The following is a 21,491-nucleotide window of genomic DNA, read 5'->3' on the forward strand; positions in this document are numbered from 1 at the left end:
CCAGGTCGCCAAGCAAAGGTGCGTCAGTTTCAATTATCCGGTGATTATTGCTACTTACCAGGTCTGACGCACCCTACAAGGGAGGTGAGAGGTAGCCGACCCGGTGCGTCAGTGTCTAATTATCAGGTTATTATTGCTTATAGGGTCTGACGCAACCGGCGAGTACGATGATGCAACAATTGCGGAATTTAAACCAAAAATCAGACTGGATTAATGCCTCGGTATGGAAAGATATAGAACAGGAAATGTTATTGCTATTAAATCCGCTTGATAGCAGTTCAACTTTATTTGATGTTCACTGCTTCCAATTAATTCTATGCTATCTATTTCGAGATTATGAATCGGCTTTACAGGCGGCTGAATTAGTTAGTAATTATATCGATGATGGTTTAAGTGTTTTTAATCGCGGAGAATATTTGTTTTATGATTCTCTGACTTTATTGGTACAGGCAGAAACTATGTCTGGGTCAAAGCGGGATGTTATTTTAGATAAAATCCGCCAAAATCAGGGGTTAATGTCATCCTGGAATAATCATATTTATGCGAGTTTTCAACATCGGTATCTTTTGGTAGAGGCGGAGTTAGAACGCCTGCCTAATCAGATATTATCAGCACAGCAAAAGTACGAACAAGCGGTTTCTGAGGCGATTAAAAATGGTGCGATTCAAGAAATAGCGATCGCCTATGAATTGGCGGCAGAATTTTATCGAAAACAAAATTTAGAGAGATTTTTTGTGATTTATATAAAGGCGGCTCATGGCACTTATAGCCGCTGGGAAGCTACCGCAAAAGTTAAAGATATTAAGTATCGATATCCTGATATTTTTTCTCCGGCTAACTGGTGGAAAAGTTCAATATCTCAGAGTCGAGAATACCCAAGCAATGCCAAAATTTTTAATCTGGGTCATGTTCTACAGGCTGATCAAACCTTGTCTGGAGAAACTTTTTTAGCCAGTCTGTTGGCTAAAACCATGAAAATTATTATTGAGAATACAGATGCAGAAATAGGTTACTTAATTTTACCATGTGACCATAAATCCAGTCAAGAAATATCTCAAGAATGGATGATTGAAGCTATAGCAGAGATGGATATTGATGAGGTGACGGTTTTGCGGTCAATTCCCCTTAATACACTGTCAGACAAATCTTTTCCTAAGTCAATCATTAACTATGTGGCGCGCACTTATGAATATGTGTTGCTTAATAATGCTTATAATGACCACCAAAATTTTCGGGATGATGAATATATTAAAAGTCATCATTCCCGGTCAATTCTAGGTATTCCTTTAATTCGGCAAAAACGGCTAATTGGGATTTTGTATATGGAAAAAAATAGGCAAAATGACAGTTTTGGATATGCTCAAATAGAAGTGGTGAGTTTACTATATTTTCAGGTAGCAATTGGCTGAGAGAATGCTTTGCTGTATCGAACGTTGCCACAGAAAGTAACTGAACAAAATGCGGAACTTTCCCAGACATCGCAACGGCTAAAAACGGTGCAAAAACGACTAATTGAAGCGGAAAAAATGGCGACTTTAGGGGGGTTGGTAGCGGGGGTGGCTCATGAAATTAACACTCCGGTGGGGACGGGAATTATGGCGGCTTCTTTTTTGGTGAGTGAAACTCAAAAGTTGATGAGTATTTGTCGATCGCAACCGTTAAAGCGATCGACTTTAAATACCTATCTTGGTATGGTATCGGAAAGCCGTAAACTGATTTTCAGTAACCTCCAGCGTTCAGCAGAATTAGTCCAGAGTTTTCAGCAAGTAGCCGTTGACCAAACATCCCTAGAAAGGCGAACTTTTGCTCTCAAACCCTATTTAGAGGAAATTCTATTGAATATTCGTCCTAAACTGAAACAGACCCATCATCGCATTGTAGTTGAGGGAGACGACACCATAGAGGTAGATAGCTATCCTGGTGCGATTTCTCAGGTGATCACCAATTTGGTGATTAATGCTCTGATTCATGCTGACCAACCATTTGAGTCAGGTCAGTTATATTTAAAGATAGCTGAGGTGAGCGATAATCACTTTTTGATTGAATACAGTGATGATGGTTGTGGTATTCCTCCTGAAACCCTGGAGCATATTTTTGACCCTTTTTTTACTACCACCCGTAATCAGGGGGGGAATGGCTTGGGTTTACATATTGTGTATAATTTGGTAACTAAAACTTTGAAAGGTACAATTGATTGCGAGAGTCAGGTGGGAGTAGGATCTAAATTTATCATCAACTGTCCCCGCTATCCTCAAAAATGAATTTATAGGGATTAAGATATGAATAGTCAAAACCATTCAGGTGATGTTACTAAAGATGAAGATATTTTAATGATTATTGAGGATGAGGAAGAAGGCGAGGAGTCTTCTGTTTTATCTGACAGCGATGGGATGGAGTCCGGTAAACCCTGGAAAATTATGCTGGTCGATGATGATAAAGAAGTGCATCAAGCGACACGAATGGTTTTAAAAAGTTTGACTTTTCAAGATAGACCTTTAACTTTTATTTCGGCTTATTCGGGGGGGGAAGCCAAAGAAGCGATCGCCGCTAATCCTGACACGGCTGTTTTATTGTTAGATGTGGTGATGGAAACTAATAATGCGGGTCTGGATTTAGTTAAATATATCCGTACACAGCTTAATAATCCCTGGGTGAGAATTATCCTCAAAACTGGATATCCGGGGGAAGCGCCGGAAGATTCTGTAATTATTGATTATGATATTAATGATTATAAAACTAAGGTAGAAATGACTCAGCAAAAATTGATGACAACTATTATTGCTGCTTTACGTTCCTATCGAGATATTATCGAATTAGAGGAGAGTCGCAAAGCCTTAAATAAACTCAATCAGAATTTGCAGTATTTAGTCCAAAAACGTACTCAAACATTAACCGAGAAAAATTTTATATTACAACAAGAAATTGATAAAAGTCGCCGATTAGAGGAAGCCTTAATTGAGAGTAATCAAAAGTTGAGGGGAATTTTAGATATTGCGGAAGAGGCGATTATTTCTGTGGGAGAAGACCAACGGATTACTTTATTTAATCAGGGTGCAGAAAGAATTTTTGGCTATACTATCGATGAGGTGATTGGACAACCTCTGAATATTCTGTTACCTAAAAATCTCCACCAAATACATGAAAAACATATCCAAAATTTTGGTAAAAAGGAAATTGTAAATTCTCCGATGAAGGGAAGGCGAGAGATTGTAGGACTACGGAAAAATGGGGAATTTTTTCCGGCTGAGGCTTCTATATCTAGGTTGCAATTGCCTGATCAAGTAATTTATACGGCGATGTTACAAGATATTAGCGATCGCCAACAAGCTGAACAGGAACGTCAGCGGCTTAATCAGGATTTAGAAACTAGGGTTAAACAGAGAACTCAGCAACTACCAAACCAAATTGAACAACAAAAACAAATTGAACAAGCTTTGCGGGAAAGCGAGGAAAAGTTCCGTCAATTTGCTGAGGCAATTTCCGAAGCATTTTTTATAGTTTCTCGCAGTGGAGAAGTCCTATATATTAGTCCAGCTTATCAGCAAATTTGGGGCAGAACTTGTGAGAGTTTATATCAAGAACCTGAGTCTTGGTTTGATTCGATAGATGTGAATTATAGACCGAAAGTAATTAGTGGAATGAAACACCAATTTCTGAGAAAAAAGGAATTAGAGTTAGAGTATCCTATTTTTCGCCCAGATGGTGAAAGACGCTGGATTCGTGCTTGTTCTTTTCCGATTTATGATCAGGACGGAAATATTTACCGCTTTGCTGGTATTGCTGAGGATATTACAGTTCGGAAAGAAGCAGAAGAAGAGTTACAAGCTAGAGAAGTTGCTCTCCGAGAATTATATCAGATTGCTGTGGCTCCTAATCTGAATTTTAATCAGAGACTAGAATCTTTACTGTCTATGGGACGACTACAATTTGGCTTAGAAATTGGGATGCTTTCTCATATTCAGGGCGATCGCTATCAGGTGGTAGCGGTACAAACTCCCCCAGGACTGACACCACCTATTGAAAAAGGCGATTTATTCCGATTAAACAATACCTTTTGTGAAGCCACTTTTAACAGTTCGGAAATTGTCTGTATTACCTCGGCGGCACAGTCGGAATATAAAAACCATCCAGCCTATCATAACCTAGGACTCCAAGCCTATATTGGGGTGAGGATTATAGTAGGACAACATGTATATGGAACTATTAACTTTTGTAGTCCCCATCCTCGCCATACTCCCTTTCGCAATAGTGAACGGCAATTGTTGCAATTAATTGCCATGTGGATTGGTAATGAAATCGAACGTCAACAGGCTAAAAAAGTTCTGGAACAGGCTTTTCAAAATACTTTACTACAACAACAGATAACAGACGAAATTCGCCAAAGTCTCGACAGCCAACACATTGTTCAAGCTACAGTTAGTTTAGTGGGGGAAGCCTTTCATGTGAATCGCTGTTTAATTCATCGTTATTCCGCCGCCACTTCTGAACCGCAAATAACTATGGTAGCAGAATATTTAAGGGGTGAGTATAAGCCTTTTTTGGGGGTAGAAATACCCATTCACAAGAATCGACATCTTGCCATATTATTAAATCAGGATCAGGCTATAGCTTCTGATGATGTCTATCAAGATCCCCTACTGTTTCCCCATTATGATCTCTGTCGCCAAATTCATTTAAAATCCATGTTAAGCGTTCGGACTTCCTACAAAGGCGAACCTAATGGAGTCATTAGTTTGCAACAGTGCGATCGGTTTCGCCATTGGACTCACGAAGAAATTGAACTAATAGAAGCTATCGCTCAACAAGTAGGAATTGCTTTAGCACAGGCGCAACTTTTGGAACAGGAAAAGTTACACAAACTAGAACTAGAACACAAAAATCAAGCCCTGAAAGAAGCCACACGCCACGCCCAAGCTGCTAACCGTGCTAAGAGTGAATTTTTAGCTAATATGAGTCACGAAATCCGTACCCCTATGAATGCGATTCTAGGATTTTGCGATCTCCTACAGAGTTTGGTGTCGGAACCTCGTCAACAGCAATATGTTAAATCCATTGCAGCTAGTGGGAAAACTTTACTTTCTTTGATTAATGATATTCTGGATTTATCAAAAATTGAAGCGGGGAAAATGGAACTCCATCAGGAACCGATTGATTTACGGGTTATGCTAGAAGAAATCTATCAAATTTTTTGCCACAAAGCAGCCGAAAAAAAGGTGGAATTGATTAGAGAAATTAACGATAATTTGCCGAAAGCGATTATGTTTGATGAAGTCAGGTTACGACAGATTTTGTTAAATATGGTGGGAAATGCTCTCAAATTTACTGATGAAGGCTGGGTGAAAATTTCGGTGGTGACTAACAGCAATACTCCCCTAAATGCGGAGAATCCCGAATCTACTATATCCCTAGAAATAGCGATCGCTGATACCGGAATTGGTATCGCTCCAGAACAACAGCAACGCATTTTTGATAGTTTTATTCAAAGTGAAGGACAAAGCACCCGCAAATATGGTGGTTCAGGACTAGGGTTAGCAATTACTAAACGACTCACCCAAATGCTTGGGGGAACTATCAGCCTAGAAAGTCAACTGGGTAAAGGTAGTCAATTTACTTTAATTTTCCCAAATGTTACACCCATAGACTGGCAACCCGATGATTATAAACTCGTCGAAAAAAATGATGATTTAAACGCGGTCAAACCGAGTAAAATATTAGTCGTTGATGATGTCCAATCAAACTTGGATTTAATTCAGGGATATTTTGTAAATTCCCACCATCATCTGTTGCTCGCACATAATGGCATCGAGGCGATTCAAATAGCGGAACTAGAACAACCTGATGTAATTATGATGGATTTGCGAATGCCGGAATTAGATGGAGTGGAAGCCACGAAACAGTTAAAGGAAAATCCGGTCACTAAGCAAATTCCAATTATTATTTTAACGGCTTCATCCCTCGATCGCGACCACCAAGAACTATCTTCTATCCAGGATGGTTTTTTGCATAAACCTGTGAGTCGTTCACAGTTAGTCTTAGTCTTAAAACAACTACTTCCCCAGGACACTGTAAATGCTGTTGATCAAGTTGATGATGATACCTCCCCAGCTACCCCTGATCTTCCGGTTTCACCAGAACCCCCCTATGCTTCCATTAGTGAATTACTGGAAAAACTCCAGGAACACGAAGACAGATTTTGGCCAGAACTAGGACAAACTCTCAAAATGAGGGATTTACAGGCTTTTGCGGAGCAGTTGGTTCAATGGTCCCACCAGTACCCCTATCCGGCTTTTGTGGAATATGCTTCTACCCTGAGTTCCCAACTCGAACAATTTGACTGGGACAAAATCCCTGGGACGGTGAGAGCCTTCCCAGACCTGCGACGATCGCTTATAGATATTTATGGTGAATAAGTTATGGTGATTATTACTAATTGAGTAGGTGGTTAGTTTGGTCTCTAGTTGTCATTGGTTAACAATTGGTATAGGATCAATGTATAGTCTTGGAATTAATAGCCCAGTGTGTAGTGAACTGTTTTCAACCAGAAAATTTTTTGATTTTGATTGTTGATGATGTCAGCAAAAATTTGCAGGTCGTTGGAGCGATGCTTGATGATGTCGGTTACGCCACCACTTTCGCCACCAGCGGTAAACAAGCGATCGAAAGAGTCAAAACTGCTAATCCTGACTTGATTTTACTTGATTTAATGATGCCGGAAATTAACGGTTTGCAGGTGTGTGAGCATTTAAAAGCTGACCCGCTTTATGCAGAAATTCCGATTATTTTCCTCACCGCTAGTAATGAATCTGAACATTTACTTCAGGCTTTTAGTCAAGGGGCTGTCGATTATGTTACTAAACCCTATAAGGCTCCTGAACTACTGGCTCGCGTTAAAACTCATTTAGAGTTAAAATATACTCGCGATGAATTGAAACAAGCATTAGTTGAGTTAGAAAAGTTAGCCACGACAGACCCTTTAACAGGTATTGCTAATCGTCGCCATCTCTTAACTTTGGCGGAGCGAGAATTTCAACGCACCCACCGCTATAATAACCCCTTTTCTGTGTTAATGATAGATATTGATCATTTTAAGTTAATTAATGATAATTATGGTCATAATATCGGAGATGAAGCACTAAAAATTATGGCAGATGTCACGGTTAATGCTTTAAGAAAAGTGGATATTTTTGGCAGGTTTGGAGGGGAAGAATTTGTGGTATTTTTACCAGAAACCCAAGCTGATGAAGCCCTATTGGTAGCGGAAAGGATTAGAGAGGCGATCGCCACAACTCCCATATACGTTGATGACCAGACTATTCATATAACTGTGAGTATTGGTGTGACCATTTATGAATCATCAGAAATGAGTCTGGATGGCTTACTTATGGAGGCAGATAAAGCACTTTATGACGCTAAAAAACAAGGTCGTAATCAAGTGGTAATTTATACCAAATTTAACCAAGTTAATTAATTCACATATTTTGACCGTTTACTAATTAACCAGTAAGTGGTCATATTGCCTTTCCCTTTCACAGAAACAACCCCTCGTTTTTGTAAGATATATTGTGCTTTTAAATGCCAGTATACCGTCTGACTGACTTGGATTTTTCCGGGTTCACCTTGTGACTCCATACGACTAGCAGTATTGACCGCATCTCCCCATAAATCATAGGTAAACTTTTTTAAACCAATAACCCCAGCCACCACCGGACCCATATTAATACCAATACGGATATTAAGTTGGTGGCTAATTTCCCCCTGTTTATGATCATCTGTAGACCCTTCTCCTAAACCAGATGCTTCACTAACCGGAAGCCTAACGCAGTGGAATTGTTGGACAACTTGTTGCATTTCTAGCGCCATATCAGCCACGGCTTGAGGGTGATCATCACGGGGGTTAGGAATTCCCCCAACCACCATATAAGCATCACCAATAGTTTTAATTTTTTCCAAACCATACTTATCTGTAAGGCGGTCAAAAGCGGAAAAAAGTTGATTAAGTAAATCCACCAATTCTGTGGGTGTTAATTGGGAAGCAAGTTCGGTAAAATTAGTTATATCTGCAAATAAAATAGTCGCCTGTTCAAATCTATCCGCAATACACCTGTGGGTATTTTTTAACTTATAGGCTATGGTTTCCGGCAGAATATTTAACAATAATTCATCGGATTTTTCCTTTTCTTGGCGTAAGGCTTCCTCGGCTTGTTTTTGTTGCGCGATCGCCTCCGAAATTTGATTGTACATATCCATAAATGCGCTAATTACATCCCCTAGTTCATCCCGACTTTGGACAGAAGCAGCATAAAACTGAGGGGGTAACTGATGATTAGTAATAGCTGAACCCGCCTTGATTAAATCCTGGCGTAAATTCAAAATCGGCAAAATCACTAAATAGTTAAGCACTACCATAGTCGCACCAGTGACAAACACAGAAATAATCAAAACCAGTCCCGCAATTCGTACAATAAAATACCAGACTTCCCGATGAATAGGAGAGGCATCATAGCGGAGGATAATGAGATAATCATCTAGGCGGGGAAAAGTATCACAGGTAAGATCATAGCGATCGCCTTCGGGAGTGTTTACATACAGTATTTGTACATCTCTGGCTTCTGGATAAGATAAAGCTGGAGTTTCCCCAAAACTGCCAATTAGTTGTCCGTCGGAACTATAGAGAGACCCTCCCATAATATCAGAGTTCATATAATGTAAATTTTGCAGTTGTTTGAGAAAATCCTCCGGCGTTTTATGGGGGTAAGTTTCTACTATCCAAGCGATTTTTTGAGAGGTTAGGTGCTGCAATTTAGATAACAACTCTTGGCGACGACGATACACTGATGGCACCAAAATAATTAATTCAATCACAACTATGCTAGTGGCAACCCAAAAGGCAATCCGCCTAGACAGGCGCGCATTTAGACATCTAGTAATTCCTATGGGGAGTAGTGATTTCATCGATTTTGGGGTCGTTTATATACTTTAATTTGCGAATATAAATAACTTAAAAAATACCAATACTGATTAGTTGTTTATTGTAGTTTTTATTACATTTTATTTATCTCATACAAAAACTAGATAATATTCTGATAATATTGAGTTAATATTTGCCGGAATTAAGCGGTATTATTATTAACCTATCCTCTCATTTATGGAGCGATCGCATATTCACTTAACCTGTCGGCTGGGAAGTCTAAATAACCAGATTTTGCCGCTGATGTAACCAGGGGACAAATTGCCTAACTATTTTCGCAGAAGGGGCTAAACTGTGGGGGTGAAAATCAATCATAATCCGGCGGGTAACAGTCTGTTTAGTGGGATGGGGTAGCTGTTTAGACTTCCAGCAACGCCCTGGAGTTGGGTAGCTAACTCCTAATTTTTTGGTATAGTCAGATAACTTTAAGTTCATGGATATAATATAGCAAATTTGATTATATCTGAATTATCAGTCAATTTTTATAATACATTTACGATACCCGATCTGCCGGAACTTTAGATACAATAGATCCAGAGAAGAGCATTAAATCTTTCCTAGCCTTTATCAATCAGTATGACAGAACCCAATTTATCCGCACCGCAACAGCCTAACCAGGATATTGATAGCCCCAATGGAAAGAGTCCTAACACCATTACCCTGAGTCCCTCAGTGTCTGAGAATCAAGTTTTCTCCTATAGCGATCATGGGGAGGTGTATCACCTAGAAGAGTCCCCCACCCAAAAAGGGAAAGCCGAGCCGGAAAATCCTAGACCCAGTAACTTTTTGGCTTCTGTGTTGACCCTGGGGGCGATCGCCGTCATGATTTTAGGGTTAGCGATCGATAATGTCTGGGTCGGCTATCTCAGCGCGGTTGTGGCTATTGCCGCATCACTGTTAATTATTTGGCCGAGTTGGGGTAAAATTTGGACAACCCTGATTCCTCCTATCTGGCGTAGTTTAATCGTCGCTAGTTTCGGGATTTTATCGGCAATTACCGGGCTGTTGATGCTGAGTGGTTCCAACACAGACGCAGCCCGTAATATTGTCATCAACTGGGATGCGATCGGCGCACTGGGGGAATTGATCGGCGCTTTGGGTCAAATTATGATCGCCATTTTAGCCGTATATGTGGCTTGGCGACAATATGTAATCTCCCGGGATTTAACCATTCAGCAAAACCGCATTACCCAACAACAGACCATCGATGCTTATTTTCAGGGAGTCTCTGATTTAGCCTTAGGGGAACAGGGACTATTAGAAGATTGGCCCCAGGAAAGGGTAATCGCAGAAGGACGAACCGCGGCGATTATTCGTAGTGTAGACGCAGATGGAAAAGCGAAAATTCTCCGGTTTCTGTCCCAGGCGCGGTTAATTACTCCCCTTAAACGCGATCGCCATTTGGGTCGCCCTATATTAGATGGTAATGGTAGTTATGCGGAAGATAGGGCCGAAGGTATCCGAGTTATTGATTTAGGGGCCATGTTAGCCGGGACCGACTTAAAAAATACCGATCTGCGGCGCACAGACCTGGGAGAGGCGAACCTAGTCCGCGCTAATTTAACGAATTGTGACCTGGTGCGTGCTAATTTATCTCGCGCTATTCTCTATGAAGCCAACCTCACCCATAGTAATCTGCGATCGACTAAATTCTTTTATGGTTCAGTGGAAACCGCCAGCCCCCGGACTCGGACCTTAATTCCTGACTACTCTACTGGCGCTAATACTGGCGCTGTCCTAGAAAATGCTGATTTTACTGCGGTTTTGAACCTGTCCGAGGAGAATCGTTATTATTGCTGTGCTTGGTCGGGGTCAAAATCTCGAAATACTATCCCCGGCGGCTGTGACGGTATTCCTAATAAATTAGGGCGTTAACATTTTCAGGAGTATAGAATTATGGGCGATCGCCAAATTATTCATCTGGTTAACCGACAGAGTTTAGGGTTAATTAACGGTCAGATTAATCAAATTAACAAGACCGGGATGGCTGGATATATTAACTCGCAACTTAACCCCAATTCTTTAGCTATTCCCGCAACTCTCACCCAGGAACTTCAGCCCTTAGATACCCTCCCCTGGCGACCAGGAAGGCTAGTTAGAGAACAAAATCGAGAGGTTAATGAAGCCCAAAAACTGGGGTTAGCACAGCCTCAACTCGCACAAGTTAGGCGGCAATTTCAACAGAGAGTAATTAACCAAATTCGTCGCGCCAGAATGATTCGGGCTTTACATAGTCCCCGCCAATTAGAAGAAGTGATGGTGGATTTTTGGTTTAACCATTTTAACGTATTTGGATTGCAAGGACTGAGTAGAATTTGGATTGGGTCCTATGAGGAACACGCCATTAGACCTCATGTTTGGGGTAAATTCCGAACCCTACTAGGCGCAACCGCTAGACATCCCGCCATGTTATTCTATTTGGATAATTGGCAAAATACCGCCCCAAATAGTCCCGGCGCGACCGGAAGATTTCAGGGGTTGAATGAGAATTATGCGCGGGAATTATTGGAGTTACACACCTTGGGAGTTGAGGGGGGATATACACAAAATGACGTGATGGAATTAGCCCGAATTTTGACAGGTTGGGGACTACCAAAACCAAGCGATCGCCCCCGCAATCAGGAGGGATTTTATTTTGATGAAACTCGACATGATTTTAATGATAAAATATTCTTGGGGAGAACTATTAAAGGCAGAGGTATCGAGGAGGTTGAGGAAGCATTAGATATCTTAGCTAGTCACCCCGCCACCGCCAAACATATTGGTTATAAATTAGCCCAAGCATTTGTCGCTGACGAACCCCCATCATCTTTAGTTAAGGCTTTAGGCGATCGCTTTATGGAAACCCAAGGCGATATCACCGAAGTTCTCAAAACCTTATTTAACAGCACCGAATTTTGGGACGAAAATCACTACAATAGTAAATTCAAAAACCCCTATCGTTATATAACATCAGTCATGCGCGCCGTCGGAGAAGTGACTAATTATGACCCCATTAACGGCATTTTAAACCAGTTGGGAATGCCTCTTTATGGCTGTCCTTCTCCTGATGGATATAAAAACACTCAACAGGCTTGGTTAAACCCAGATACCATGGTGCGTCGCAGTAGTTTAGCCGTCTCCTTGGCGGGGGGATTACTCCATAAAGGAAACCCAGTTGATGTCAAGCAGCTAGAAGAAACTTTAGGAGTTTTATTATCTCCCCAAACTCGCCAAATTTTAGCCGAAAGTCCCCCCAATTTACAGGGTGCAATTTTCTTGGGTAGTCCCGAATTTATGCGGTATTAATATCAGCTTAATCCTCTGTTATTCAGCATATCCCCTGATAACATGACATCATAATCATCAGGGGTTACCAGTGGCAAAAGTTGGTCAGCCGCCAGGGTAATTTGCCAAGGAAATTCATGGTTATTAAGTTGCTGCCATTTAGCCTTAGAAATATCAGCTTGCAGGTGATAATCTTGGGCGTGATTTGGGGGACTATTTAACTTAATATAAAGGCTAATTTGTTTCGGGGATTTTATCGTAAAAACTACCCAGCAAGGAAAGATATTTTTTTCTCCTGGTGGGTCGGTTTCTGACCATAAACTTAGGTTTTCCCCAACCTGATAAGCCCTAATTCCCACATGAGTTAATCCCTGGGGAAGCGGCTTTGATAATTCTAAGTTACACCCCCAGTCAAGGCTTTTTATCACCCGTTCAGAAATTCTCACCACCCGTGAAAAATTTTTGCATCCTGTCAGTTGCGCGCTTGATAAAGTAGGGGGGTGATCAAAAATATCTTGGGTGGAACCAAATGCTTCCACCCGTCCCTGATTAATGACTAATAACCGAGGACAAATACGATAGGCTTCTGAACGGTTATGGGTCACAAATAATGTCACCCCCGCATAGGTTTCTAGTATTTGGATAAGTTCCTGTTCCATTTGATATCGAATGTGGCTATCTAGGGCAGAAAATGGTTCATCTAACAGTAAAATTTCTGGTTCCACTACTAAAGCCCTTGCTAAGGCGACTCGCTGTTGTTGTCCCCCTGAGAGTTGATGAGGATAACGGTTCCCTATACCAGGAAGTTTCACCCTGATTAATTGTTCCTCAACCTTCATCTTTATTTGAGTCTGGGAGAGTTGGTCTGATAAACCAAAGGCGATATTTTCCGCTACAGTTAAATGGGGAAATAGGGCGTAATTTTGAGCCAAAAAACCCACCCGGCGATCGCTACTCGGAATATTGATTTGCTGGGTAGAATCAAATAGCACTTTCCCGTTTAAAACTATCGTGCCACTCCTGGGAGTTTCCACCCCGACAATACATCTTAAAATCATACTTTTGCCCGTACCAGATGCACCCAAAATCCCTAGGGGTTCTTCGCGATAGCCAGAAAATTTTACCTGTAATCCAAAATCCGGAAGTTGTTGATAAATATTGACTTGTAAACCCGTGCCTTCTGCCGGATATATGCTAAAATTAGTGGCTCGTTTAATCTGGAGATGAGGAGGATTAACCCCCGGAGATTTTTGAGGCGATCGCTGCCATTTAATCCCTAAATTAGCCAAAGTAATTGCTGACAAAGAAATTGATAAAATCACCCCTGACCACATCCAGGCTTCCTGAATTTCCCCAGCTTGTACCGCTGAATAAATCGCCAAAGGAATAGTTTGAGTAACTCCCGGAATATTGCCAGCCAACATCATAGTTGCCCCAAACTCTCCCAGTCCCCTAGCAAAAGCTAAAGTCGCCCCAGAAATAATACCAGGAAAAGCCAGAGGAAACGCTACTCGTACAAAAACCTTGAGTTCCGAAGCCCCTAAAATGCGGGCGGAAACTAACAAATTGCTATCTATTTGCTCAAAAGCCCCACAGGAAGTTTTATAAATGAGGGGAAAAGTCACAACAGTAGCCGCAATAATGCCCGCATACCAAGTAAATACAATATTGATATTGAGGATAGCTAACAACCCGCTTAATAAGCCTCTATCCCCGAAAATTCGCAGCAAAATAAATCCCACCACTGTCGGAGGCAAAATCAGCGGAGAAATTAAAATACTTTCAATTAAGGATTTCCCTTTACCTTGATAACTATGCAATTTATAAGCCGCCCAAACTCCCCCGATCAAAGTTATAGCTGTAGCCAGTATCGAGATTTTTAAGGAAATCCAAATAGGAGATAAGTCCGATCGCATTTGGGGAGTTATAGATTCAGGGACAATGGCACTATACACCATTGACAGGAACTATGCCAACGATTACCTCCCCCTAGCTTCAGTAAATTGAACAGCCAATTAAATCATGGCAGTGACTCAAAATGAGTTAATCTGATTCCTGTAGACATTTGCTAACAACAGGAGATTAGGCTTGGAACGCACATTTCTAGCTATTAAGCCTGATGGTGTTCAACGGGGACTCATCGGCGAGATTATCAAACGCTTTGAAGCCAAAGGCTTTACCCTCGTGGGTTTAAAAATTATGAAAGCCAGCCGCCAACTGGCTGAACAACATTATGATGTCCACAAAGAAAGACCATTTTTCAATGATCTGGTTTCTTTCATCATTTCCGGTCCTTTAGTAGCAATGGTCTGGGAAGGGGAAGGTGTCATCGCCTCTGCTAGGAAGATTATCGGCGCTACTAACCCCCTGAATGCTGAACCGGGAACCCTGCGGGGAGATTTTGGGATTAGTGTTGGTCGCAACTTAATTCATGGGTCAGACGCACCAGAAACCGCGCAAAAAGAAATCGCTCTCTGGTTTAAGGACGAGGAATTGGTAAGTTGGGAACCTAGCCTCAAGTCCTGGCTGGTAGAATAGCATCGGTGTTGGGGACATCAATGGCGATCGCCAGCGCCTGTGGGTAGTACCGATCGCGATCGGTTGTCCCCAGCTTCCCGAAAAACCGTAACATTTTGTTTAAACTTGTTACAAACTCTTCCCAACCGACCCAGATTAGTTCAAATTAGTCAACAATCAAGATCAAATTCAGATCCAAGGAGTTTCTTTATTATGTCTCTAACCGATACCCAAGTTTTTGTCGCTTTGGTAATTGCATTGATCCCCGGTATTTTGGCATTCCGTCTTTCCACCGAACTTTATAAATAGAATCGATCCCTATATTCCTTGTCTCTAGGGACAATAGCCGGACTTCGACAGAAAAGCGATCGTAATGGAGACAATTGCTGCATAATGCAGTAAATTAGTCTCTATCACTAGGCTTGACTGTCGGGGTCTTTTTATTTATAGTGCTGCGGGTTACCGTTGGCGCATTCGCATCAACCGGGCTACCAGCCTGACAACTTGCCTTCGCATCAGACTCGATGATAAAAATATACTGAGACGACGATCATGTACGCGATTAAACCTCCTACACCACCTCAAAAACCACAGCAGTCTCCCCGCCGCTTGCGTCGTCGTTCTCAAGTTCGAGTCCGACCTCGCGCCCATCGACATCATAGGGCGATCGCATTAGAAACTACGGCGAAAATATTGACAAATTTCACATTATCTGCATTCGCAGTAGCAGCACTGGTCCAAATTGTGCCTAATCAACGCATCGTCCATGATAAATGGCGAGAAATTGAGGCGGAAGTTAATATGACTGAAGCCAGGGTCCAACAACATCAAGAGGAGTTTAGTCGCTATTTTGACCCTCAACAAGCTCAAAATATTATGCAAGAAAATGGCAACCGAATAGACCCCCGCCAGCGTCAAATTGTCTGGTTACACCCTAACCATAGGACCGCAGATAAACCTGAATTATCAGAGTCTCACTATGCGGAATTAGATCAGTAAAGTAGAGACAATTGGTTAACTACCACTGGCAATCAATCGCGCTTATGGCGTTCCGTAGTTCACCTTTCCACTTGATAATTTGCTCAACCTGCCAATTTGCCGTTTTCGGAAAGCTGAGGCTGATTTTAGTTAATTAACACCATGCTTTTTGCCCATCTTTTTGGGGGTTAATTTTGATTAACAATCCCCCATCTCCTCCAACCTAGGGGTTGTAGGGGGATGGGGGTTAATCGTCAACCATTAAACTCTGATCTGGCGGTTCACCATTTCATCTGATTTTAGCCTCCCAGATAAGCGGTGATATCCTCGCCACATTCATCAGCCAGATAGCATAAAGCGCGAAAACGTAAACTGACTAATTCTTCATAAACCGGATTGAGTTTGCATAAGGGCGGAATGTGAAAAATAGTGCGATCGCCAAATTTAATATCTCGCTCAAAGGGGCATTGAGTCGGAATTAAACTACATAGCAATCGGGCGGTTTTCGGATTTTTGACTTGTATCTGGTTCAGCCACTGTCGCAGAGGTTGAAGGGGCGAAAATGATGGGTGAAAATGGTGGTGTGAATGATTTTTAACCCAACTAGCAAGGTGCAGACGGGGCATAGTATGGTTTGCCCAATTCATGATTAAATCCCTCGAATAGGAATACAGATGGCGATCGCCACCAGTTAGTATACTTTTTGCTGTACACTGGATCTTCAATCTTGTTGACAACTAATCCGCAATGGTTAGCGATCGCATTTCCTAGCTTGATCAGTCCAACTAGGGCTATTTCAAGCCCCCACTAGAATCGGTACTCCCATTTAGTGGTGGGTTATTGACGGTTAAATATTGCCATTGGCTTTGGATATCCTCCGTTCTCCCATCAATGATCTTGCCTTACATTTTCAGATTTTGGCTATGATTTAGATCACAACTATAAATCAAGTCTATAAACAATATAACTTTTACTGATGATTTAGGCATTGACAAGGAAACTTTTTTGTGAATTAAAGCCCAAGTATGGCGATCTAACCTGGGAAAACTTGGTTGATGATGTTTGGTTCACCGCCGGAGTATCAATTCTGGTAAACTGGCAAGATATCTGAAAGTCAAAAAAGCCCTGTCTAACCGGGGTGGGTAAAGTCAAAATCAAGCCACGGTGAGGAAAGAGACGTTGCTGAACACAGATGAACAGTTAAACCAGCAGCCTGCGCCTGTAACTACCCCTGCTGAAACATCTCAGACATCCGCTGGTGAGGGTGATTCTGTTGGGGCGGAACAAGATCAAGCCGGGAACTGGGGGATATTCAATATATTTAAAGCATTTCGGGAGTATAACCAGGGGAATCGTTTATATAAACGGGAGCGATATGATCAGGCTCTGATACATTATCAGATCGCGGTTAAGTTAAAGCCTGATTCGTGGGCGGCTTGGTTGCGCTTGGGTAATACATTACGAAAGTTGAAACAGTATAAACAGGCACTGGGGGCCTATGATAGGGCTATTAAATTGCGTCCGAGAAATTATTGGCCGTGGACGTTTAGAGGCATGACTCTATCGAAGTTAGAACGCTATGAAGAAGCGATCGCCTCTTTTGACAAGGCTTTAACTATGGAACCCAATAACTTTGAAGCCTGGTATGAGAGGGGTTTGGCTTTGGAAGCATCCCTACAATTTGAGGCGGCGGCCGCTTCCTATAAACGGGCGATCGAAATTAAACCAAATATTTCGGCTCTATGGTATCACCAGGGTAATGCTTTGATGAATGACGATCGCTATAGTGAAGCCGTGGCATCATTAGATCGGGCGGTCAAACTGGAACCGGCTAACTATGAAGCCTGGTTTCATCGTGGGGAAATGCTGATGAGTCAGCATCGTTATGTCGATGCGATCGCTTCCTACGATAAAGCCTTAGAACTGCAACCAGCGAGCTTCAAGGCTATTTTTAATCGGGGGATTGCCTTACAAAAATTACATCGCTACAATGATGCGATCGCCTGTTATGACCAAGTGATCCAACTGCAACCCAACGATTACGAAGCCTGGTTTTATAAAGGTATGGCTCTGAAATCGGGGTGGCCGAAAACTGCTTTACTTAGCCTAGATCGGGCTTTGGAAATTAACCCGGAGTCCCCAGCTATTTGGATAGGTCGGGGTCAAACTTTACTGGATTTAAAAGAATATAAATCCGCGATCGCTTCTTTTGACCGCGCTACTCAACTCAATTCTAACTTTCCCGAAGCCTGGTTAGGTCGCGCAGTCGCTTTATTTCAGTTGCGGCGTTACCCAGAAGCCATAATTGCCTGCGATAATGCCCTGCAAGTACAACCAAACTTCCTCGAGGCTTGGAACCAGCGGGGATTGACCTTAGAAAGATTAGGACGCTATGAGGATGCGCTGAAGGCTTACGATAAAGTAATTCAAACTACTGTTTTAACCCTCGAACTAGCAGACCAAGTGGGACTACAGCGGGGTATGGCATTGGAACTACTTAAACGAGATGAAGAAGCAGTCATGGCTTATCGGAAATTGGTTCGCCAAAAACCTGATAACTTTCAAGCCTGGGTGAAACTGGGACAGGTTTTAGCTCGTTTGGGACAATATGTGCAGGCGGTGGATGCTTTTTCTGAGGCGATCGCTATTTGGCCAGACAATTACCAAATTTGGTTAGAACAAGGGGCGATCTTGGAAAAACTCGATCGCTATCAAGATGCGATCGCTGCTTATGACCGACTGATCAAAATCAAACCCGACTACTGGGAAGCATGGGTCAGACGCGGCCAAGCCTTCGAGCAAATTGCCCTATATCAAGAGGCTTTTAATTCCTATGGGATCGCCCTAGAACTCAGCGAACAACCCCAACCATCACCAATTATCGCTCACCGAGAACGAGTCAGGCGCAAACTCGTAGATATGTAACCCCCAACGAGCCACCCCCATGGCCGAAATTAATGGCTCAGTTCCTAATTCCTTGCACCCATGCCCTATGACCCCCCAGGAAAAAGCCCAACTATATACTAAACTGGCAGTGCTGTTGGAATCTGGTTTAACAGTCTATCAAAGTTTGATAGTAATCGCCAAAAAAAGCAATCCTCGGCTTGGTCGTTACCTGGGGAAAGTGATTAAATCTCTCGGTCGTGGGGAAGATTTATCTGTCGCTTTCAGACGAGCCCCTCGGATATTTGACTGGTGGACTGCTAGTTTGCTGGATATAGCAGCCACCAGCGGCGCACTACCCGAAATGTTGTTACAACTGGCTGAAATTGAAAAACAGCAGACCCACCGACAAAATTTTTATCGTTCTGTGACCATAGCTGCTGCGACTACTGCTTTCAGTCTTCTGTTGCTACTGGCGACTATCTTATACACCCATGAGGCTAACCTAAATGATTGGCTGTTGTGGATGTTTATAGCCGGCGTTGTCGGGTTTATGGTCTACAAACTTATCCCCAGACTACCTTTGATCCGTCGTATTCAAACCGCCCGTTCCATGCTATATCTAGCTGAGTTGGAATTGCCCATTAGATGTGGCTTACCAATTCTCATGGCGATCGAATTGGTGCGCGATCGCATTCCATGTCCGCAGATGAGGGGAACTTTAACCGTAGCCTTGGGACAAATTCCTGCCGGAAAAACTCTCAGCCAATGTCTCCGGGAACGACTCCCAGCGATCGCTATCAATTTGATTCGCACTGGCGAAGAAACCGGACATCTGGATGGTGCCCTGTATAATGTTCAACAATACTATGAACAGGAACTAATGCGATCGCTGCGTCTACTACAGAGGATTCTGATTCCCATGACTCTCCTATCAGCGGGAGGAGTAGTAGCCATTCTCAGCCTAGAAGCCATGAAATCACTCTTCATTTTGCTACCTAGTTAACCCCTCAAATCCTGGGAACTAGGAACAGATTGGCAAAAATTAATGTTTTCGAGCTTGTGAAATTTGGCAACTACATTTAAGCTGACTATAACCGCAACCGGATCCGAAATTGTGGTGCATAAGGCCTGCCGACTGCTAGTTTATTATTGGGAAATTCTTACCCAAATGCTTGACATTATACCCAACTATTGATACACTCGGAACCGTCAAGGCCTATAGCAGCATAGCTGTTCTGTAGTAGACGTAAAGTGCATCGCCTGTAAATTTTGGCTGAAAAAAGGCGATTTGTACATGAGAATAGTCCGCTTTCAACCTAATGTTGAAAGCATTAAGAGACACCTCCACGTCTGCTTTTTAAGATTGTGCAATACTCAGATACTTCCGACTATTGCCCAATTTTTGGGGTTAAGTGTATCTGTTATGAGAAATGGCAGTTTTCATTCTTTTAAGTGAGGTTTTACATGAAACTACCAAGTGTGAAGAATTTGCGTCCGGGATGGTTTTTCGGAGCGATCGCTGGTGTAATTTTTGCTCAAACTGGTGCGATCGCCGCCGAGCGAGTGATTCTCACCTATGGACCTTTCCAAGCTCCCATCAACATCAGTGATTTAGAGGCATTTACCAGAGATGGAGTGACCACTAAAACTATTCGCCAGATTGTCGGTGCTTCCGGGATTCAGGCAGACACCCTGCGGGGATTGATGGGCTTAGAAATTGGCTTTGACCTAGTACCATTTTCCTGTATGATTTACACTCCCACAGGTCAAGAACTAACTGATGAAATTGGTGCAACTGTACGCACCCATCGGCGAGTTGCTAATGGCAAAGCTATTCGCGCTGGACTGATTAACGCCCTCAGCAACGATGGCAAAATCTCTTTCTTGGAGTTTCTGAAATACTATCCTGTGCCGGGAATGTATGTCGATGTCGCCAATATTCCGGCAACAGTCGCTAAAATGCAGAGCGTAAGTACCGAATTGGGATCTCTGTTTAGACAGGGTTCACAGTTTGGGACTCAGTTCTCCGATGGTACAAGAATTGTCGGTGGCTGTTCTGCTCAACGAGTTGATTTACCAGGTGCTGGTGCTGGTGTTGTACAACCACGGCCCGCACCAACACCCGCGCCACGGCCTGCACCTGCACCAGTGCCACGGCCTGTACCCGCACCAGCGCCGGCACCAGCGCCGGCTCCTGGTCCAATTAGAGGCCTGTGGTAATTTGACTGTTGGTTTATCCCCAGGGTGTCAGTCAGACACCCTGCTTTCTGGCTCTGGGTTTTCCACTGCCTCAATATATTGGCTCTCTATTAAAAATGAACCTTTGGTGAATCTAACGCCCCAGTAACCACCAGGACGGCGATCGAGAACTACCCCCACTTCACCTAACTTGATCACGTTCGGAGGCCGTAGAATCGGCATGGGTTCCGCTGTTTTGATATATGGCGGTAGAGCAATCACTCTAACTTGTTGATGAACGGCAAATTCTTTATCTTTTTCCATCAGATCTGGGAATGCTTCCACTGAGCAATCACCCTATTGTAAACGATCGCAGCCATTCTCATTATAGAAATTCGACTGCTATTGGGTAGAATGTCTAACCGCTCTAAACCTTGCAGGATAAACGTCAGTAGGCCCTCCCAACTGTCTAAGTACAGGTAACAGGTTAACGCCCGTAAATCACCAAAAAAAGTCTTGCGGGTCCTAGCAACTTGTACTTATCATCCAGCAACTCCAGCCAGGTATGCAATAGTACCGATAGGATGTTTCGGGTCTTGAGGGTGTTGTTATGCGAACAACACTGGAGCATGAAAACCTTGTCTCAAGAGAGCAAGGATGAAAGGCGACACGGGTACTTTAGTGCCCGTCAGCCCAA

At 42.7% G+C, this 21,491-nt stretch carries 17 protein-coding genes; 12 read left to right on the top strand and 5 right to left on the bottom strand.

Annotated elements, in window-relative coordinates:
* Positions 1 to 167 precede the first annotated feature (167 nt).
* The 4 genes from ACTIE0_RS15210 (at position 168) to ACTIE0_RS15225 (ending at position 7,468) form a co-directional block, all read left to right on the top strand.
* Positions 168 to 1,409: a GAF domain-containing protein gene (locus ACTIE0_RS15210; protein WP_228116431.1), complete on the top strand. Its 1,242-nt coding sequence runs from the start codon at positions 168 to 170 to the stop codon at positions 1,407 to 1,409.
* A 9-nt stretch (positions 1,410 to 1,418) separates the two neighbouring features.
* The gene (locus tag ACTIE0_RS15215) at positions 1,419 to 2,261 is read left to right on the top strand and encodes a sensor histidine kinase (RefSeq protein ID WP_006670264.1); all 843 of its coding nucleotides are present in this window, start codon (positions 1,419 to 1,421) and stop codon (positions 2,259 to 2,261) included.
* Between the two features lie 18 nt (positions 2,262 to 2,279).
* A complete protein-coding gene (locus ACTIE0_RS15220; RefSeq protein WP_006670265.1) occupies positions 2,280 to 6,410 on the top strand; it encodes a PAS domain S-box protein in 4,131 nt (1,376 codons plus the stop codon).
* A 113-nt stretch (positions 6,411 to 6,523) separates the two neighbouring features.
* On the top strand, positions 6,524 to 7,468 hold the full coding sequence (locus ACTIE0_RS15225) for a GGDEF domain-containing response regulator (protein ID WP_174447146.1): 945 nt from the start codon (positions 6,524 to 6,526) through the stop codon (positions 7,466 to 7,468).
* Here ACTIE0_RS15225 and ACTIE0_RS15230 read toward each other — a convergent pair.
* Complete coding sequence (locus tag ACTIE0_RS15230; protein ID WP_006670266.1) at positions 7,465 to 8,952, bottom strand: adenylate/guanylate cyclase domain-containing protein; 1,488 nt, start codon at positions 8,950 to 8,952, stop codon at positions 7,465 to 7,467. The genes ACTIE0_RS15225 and ACTIE0_RS15230 overlap by 4 nt on opposite strands.
* A gap of 235 nt (positions 8,953 to 9,187) precedes the next feature.
* The gene (locus ACTIE0_RS15235; RefSeq protein WP_006622604.1) at positions 9,188 to 9,403 is read right to left on the bottom strand and encodes a hypothetical protein; all 216 of its coding nucleotides are present in this window, start codon (positions 9,401 to 9,403) and stop codon (positions 9,188 to 9,190) included.
* A 141-nt stretch (positions 9,404 to 9,544) separates the two neighbouring features.
* Here ACTIE0_RS15235 and ACTIE0_RS15240 point away from each other — a divergent pair, with 141 nt between their 5' ends.
* Both ACTIE0_RS15240 and ACTIE0_RS15245 read left to right on the top strand, forming a co-directional pair.
* Positions 9,545 to 10,843, top strand: a complete 1,299-nt coding sequence (locus ACTIE0_RS15240; RefSeq protein WP_006670267.1) for a pentapeptide repeat-containing protein — start codon at positions 9,545 to 9,547, stop codon at positions 10,841 to 10,843.
* Positions 10,844 to 10,864: 21 nt separating this feature from the next.
* The gene (locus ACTIE0_RS15245) at positions 10,865 to 12,256 is read left to right on the top strand and encodes a DUF1800 domain-containing protein (protein WP_006670268.1); all 1,392 of its coding nucleotides are present in this window, start codon (positions 10,865 to 10,867) and stop codon (positions 12,254 to 12,256) included.
* Between the two features lie 2 nt (positions 12,257 to 12,258).
* On the opposite strand, the gene modB is transcribed toward ACTIE0_RS15245, so the two are convergent.
* Positions 12,259 to 14,193: a molybdate ABC transporter permease subunit gene (modB, locus tag ACTIE0_RS15250; RefSeq protein WP_006622601.1), complete on the bottom strand. Its 1,935-nt coding sequence runs from the start codon at positions 14,191 to 14,193 to the stop codon at positions 12,259 to 12,261.
* A 130-nt stretch (positions 14,194 to 14,323) separates the two neighbouring features.
* Here modB and ndk point away from each other — a divergent pair, with 130 nt between their 5' ends.
* The 3 genes from ndk (at position 14,324) to ACTIE0_RS15265 (ending at position 15,751) form a co-directional block, all read left to right on the top strand.
* On the top strand, positions 14,324 to 14,773 hold the full coding sequence (gene ndk, locus ACTIE0_RS15255) for a nucleoside-diphosphate kinase (RefSeq protein ID WP_006622600.1): 450 nt from the start codon (positions 14,324 to 14,326) through the stop codon (positions 14,771 to 14,773).
* Positions 14,774 to 14,965: 192 nt separating this feature from the next.
* The gene (psaM, locus tag ACTIE0_RS15260) at positions 14,966 to 15,061 is read left to right on the top strand and encodes a photosystem I reaction center subunit XII (protein WP_006618726.1); all 96 of its coding nucleotides are present in this window, start codon (positions 14,966 to 14,968) and stop codon (positions 15,059 to 15,061) included.
* A gap of 243 nt (positions 15,062 to 15,304) precedes the next feature.
* Positions 15,305 to 15,751, top strand: a complete 447-nt coding sequence (locus tag ACTIE0_RS15265) for a slr1601 family putative cell division protein (RefSeq protein ID WP_006622597.1) — start codon at positions 15,305 to 15,307, stop codon at positions 15,749 to 15,751.
* Positions 15,752 to 16,029: 278 nt separating this feature from the next.
* Here the strand turns inward: ACTIE0_RS15265 and ACTIE0_RS15270 are convergent, their stop codons facing one another.
* A complete protein-coding gene (locus ACTIE0_RS15270) occupies positions 16,030 to 16,377 on the bottom strand; it encodes a Mo-dependent nitrogenase C-terminal domain-containing protein (protein WP_006618724.1) in 348 nt (115 codons plus the stop codon).
* Between the two features lie 532 nt (positions 16,378 to 16,909).
* Here ACTIE0_RS15270 and ACTIE0_RS15275 point away from each other — a divergent pair.
* The 3 genes from ACTIE0_RS15275 to ACTIE0_RS15285 all read left to right on the top strand — a co-directional run bounded on the left by ACTIE0_RS15275 (position 16,910) and on the right by ACTIE0_RS15285 (position 20,836).
* Positions 16,910 to 18,655: a tetratricopeptide repeat protein gene (locus ACTIE0_RS15275; RefSeq protein WP_006622595.1), complete on the top strand. Its 1,746-nt coding sequence runs from the start codon at positions 16,910 to 16,912 to the stop codon at positions 18,653 to 18,655.
* Between the two features lie 19 nt (positions 18,656 to 18,674).
* On the top strand, positions 18,675 to 19,619 hold the full coding sequence (locus ACTIE0_RS15280; protein ID WP_006670269.1) for a type II secretion system F family protein: 945 nt from the start codon (positions 18,675 to 18,677) through the stop codon (positions 19,617 to 19,619).
* A gap of 461 nt (positions 19,620 to 20,080) precedes the next feature.
* Positions 20,081 to 20,836, top strand: a complete 756-nt coding sequence (locus ACTIE0_RS15285) for an alpha/beta hydrolase (protein ID WP_006622593.1) — start codon at positions 20,081 to 20,083, stop codon at positions 20,834 to 20,836.
* A 27-nt stretch (positions 20,837 to 20,863) separates the two neighbouring features.
* On the opposite strand, the gene sipA is transcribed toward ACTIE0_RS15285, so the two are convergent.
* Positions 20,864 to 21,118: a regulatory protein SipA gene (sipA, locus tag ACTIE0_RS15290; protein WP_006670270.1), complete on the bottom strand. Its 255-nt coding sequence runs from the start codon at positions 21,116 to 21,118 to the stop codon at positions 20,864 to 20,866.
* Positions 21,119 to 21,491 lie beyond the last annotated feature (373 nt).

The sequence above is a fragment of the Limnospira sp. genome (assembly GCF_051859755.1).
In the GTDB taxonomy this organism is placed as follows: Bacteria; Cyanobacteriota; Cyanobacteriia; order Cyanobacteriales; family Microcoleaceae; genus Limnospira; species Limnospira fusiformis.

What these genes read in the sequence shown, in the direction of transcription:
- ACTIE0_RS15210 (WP_228116431.1), top strand. Translation starts at nt 168, where the DNA reads ATGATGCAACAATTGCGGAATTTAAACCAAAAATCAGACTGGATTAAT.
- ACTIE0_RS15220 (WP_006670265.1), top strand. Translation starts at nt 2,280, where the DNA reads ATGAATAGTCAAAACCATTCAGGTGATGTTACTAAAGATGAAGATATT.
- ACTIE0_RS15230 (WP_006670266.1), bottom strand. Translation starts at nt 8,952, where the DNA reads ATGAAATCACTACTCCCCATAGGAATTACTAGATGTCTAAATGCGCGC.
- ACTIE0_RS15235 (WP_006622604.1), bottom strand. Translation starts at nt 9,403, where the DNA reads ATGAACTTAAAGTTATCTGACTATACCAAAAAATTAGGAGTTAGCTAC.
- ACTIE0_RS15240 (WP_006670267.1), top strand. Translation starts at nt 9,545, where the DNA reads ATGACAGAACCCAATTTATCCGCACCGCAACAGCCTAACCAGGATATT.
- ACTIE0_RS15245 (WP_006670268.1), top strand. Translation starts at nt 10,865, where the DNA reads ATGGGCGATCGCCAAATTATTCATCTGGTTAACCGACAGAGTTTAGGG.
- modB (WP_006622601.1), bottom strand. Translation starts at nt 14,193, where the DNA reads ATGGTGTATAGTGCCATTGTCCCTGAATCTATAACTCCCCAAATGCGA.
- psaM (WP_006618726.1), top strand. Translation starts at nt 14,966, where the DNA reads ATGTCTCTAACCGATACCCAAGTTTTTGTCGCTTTGGTAATTGCATTG.
- ACTIE0_RS15265 (WP_006622597.1), top strand. Translation starts at nt 15,305, where the DNA reads ATGTACGCGATTAAACCTCCTACACCACCTCAAAAACCACAGCAGTCT.
- ACTIE0_RS15270 (WP_006618724.1), bottom strand. Translation starts at nt 16,377, where the DNA reads ATGAATTGGGCAAACCATACTATGCCCCGTCTGCACCTTGCTAGTTGG.
- ACTIE0_RS15280 (WP_006670269.1), top strand. Translation starts at nt 18,675, where the DNA reads ATGGCCGAAATTAATGGCTCAGTTCCTAATTCCTTGCACCCATGCCCT.
- ACTIE0_RS15285 (WP_006622593.1), top strand. Translation starts at nt 20,081, where the DNA reads ATGAAACTACCAAGTGTGAAGAATTTGCGTCCGGGATGGTTTTTCGGA.
- sipA (WP_006670270.1), bottom strand. Translation starts at nt 21,118, where the DNA reads ATGGAAAAAGATAAAGAATTTGCCGTTCATCAACAAGTTAGAGTGATT.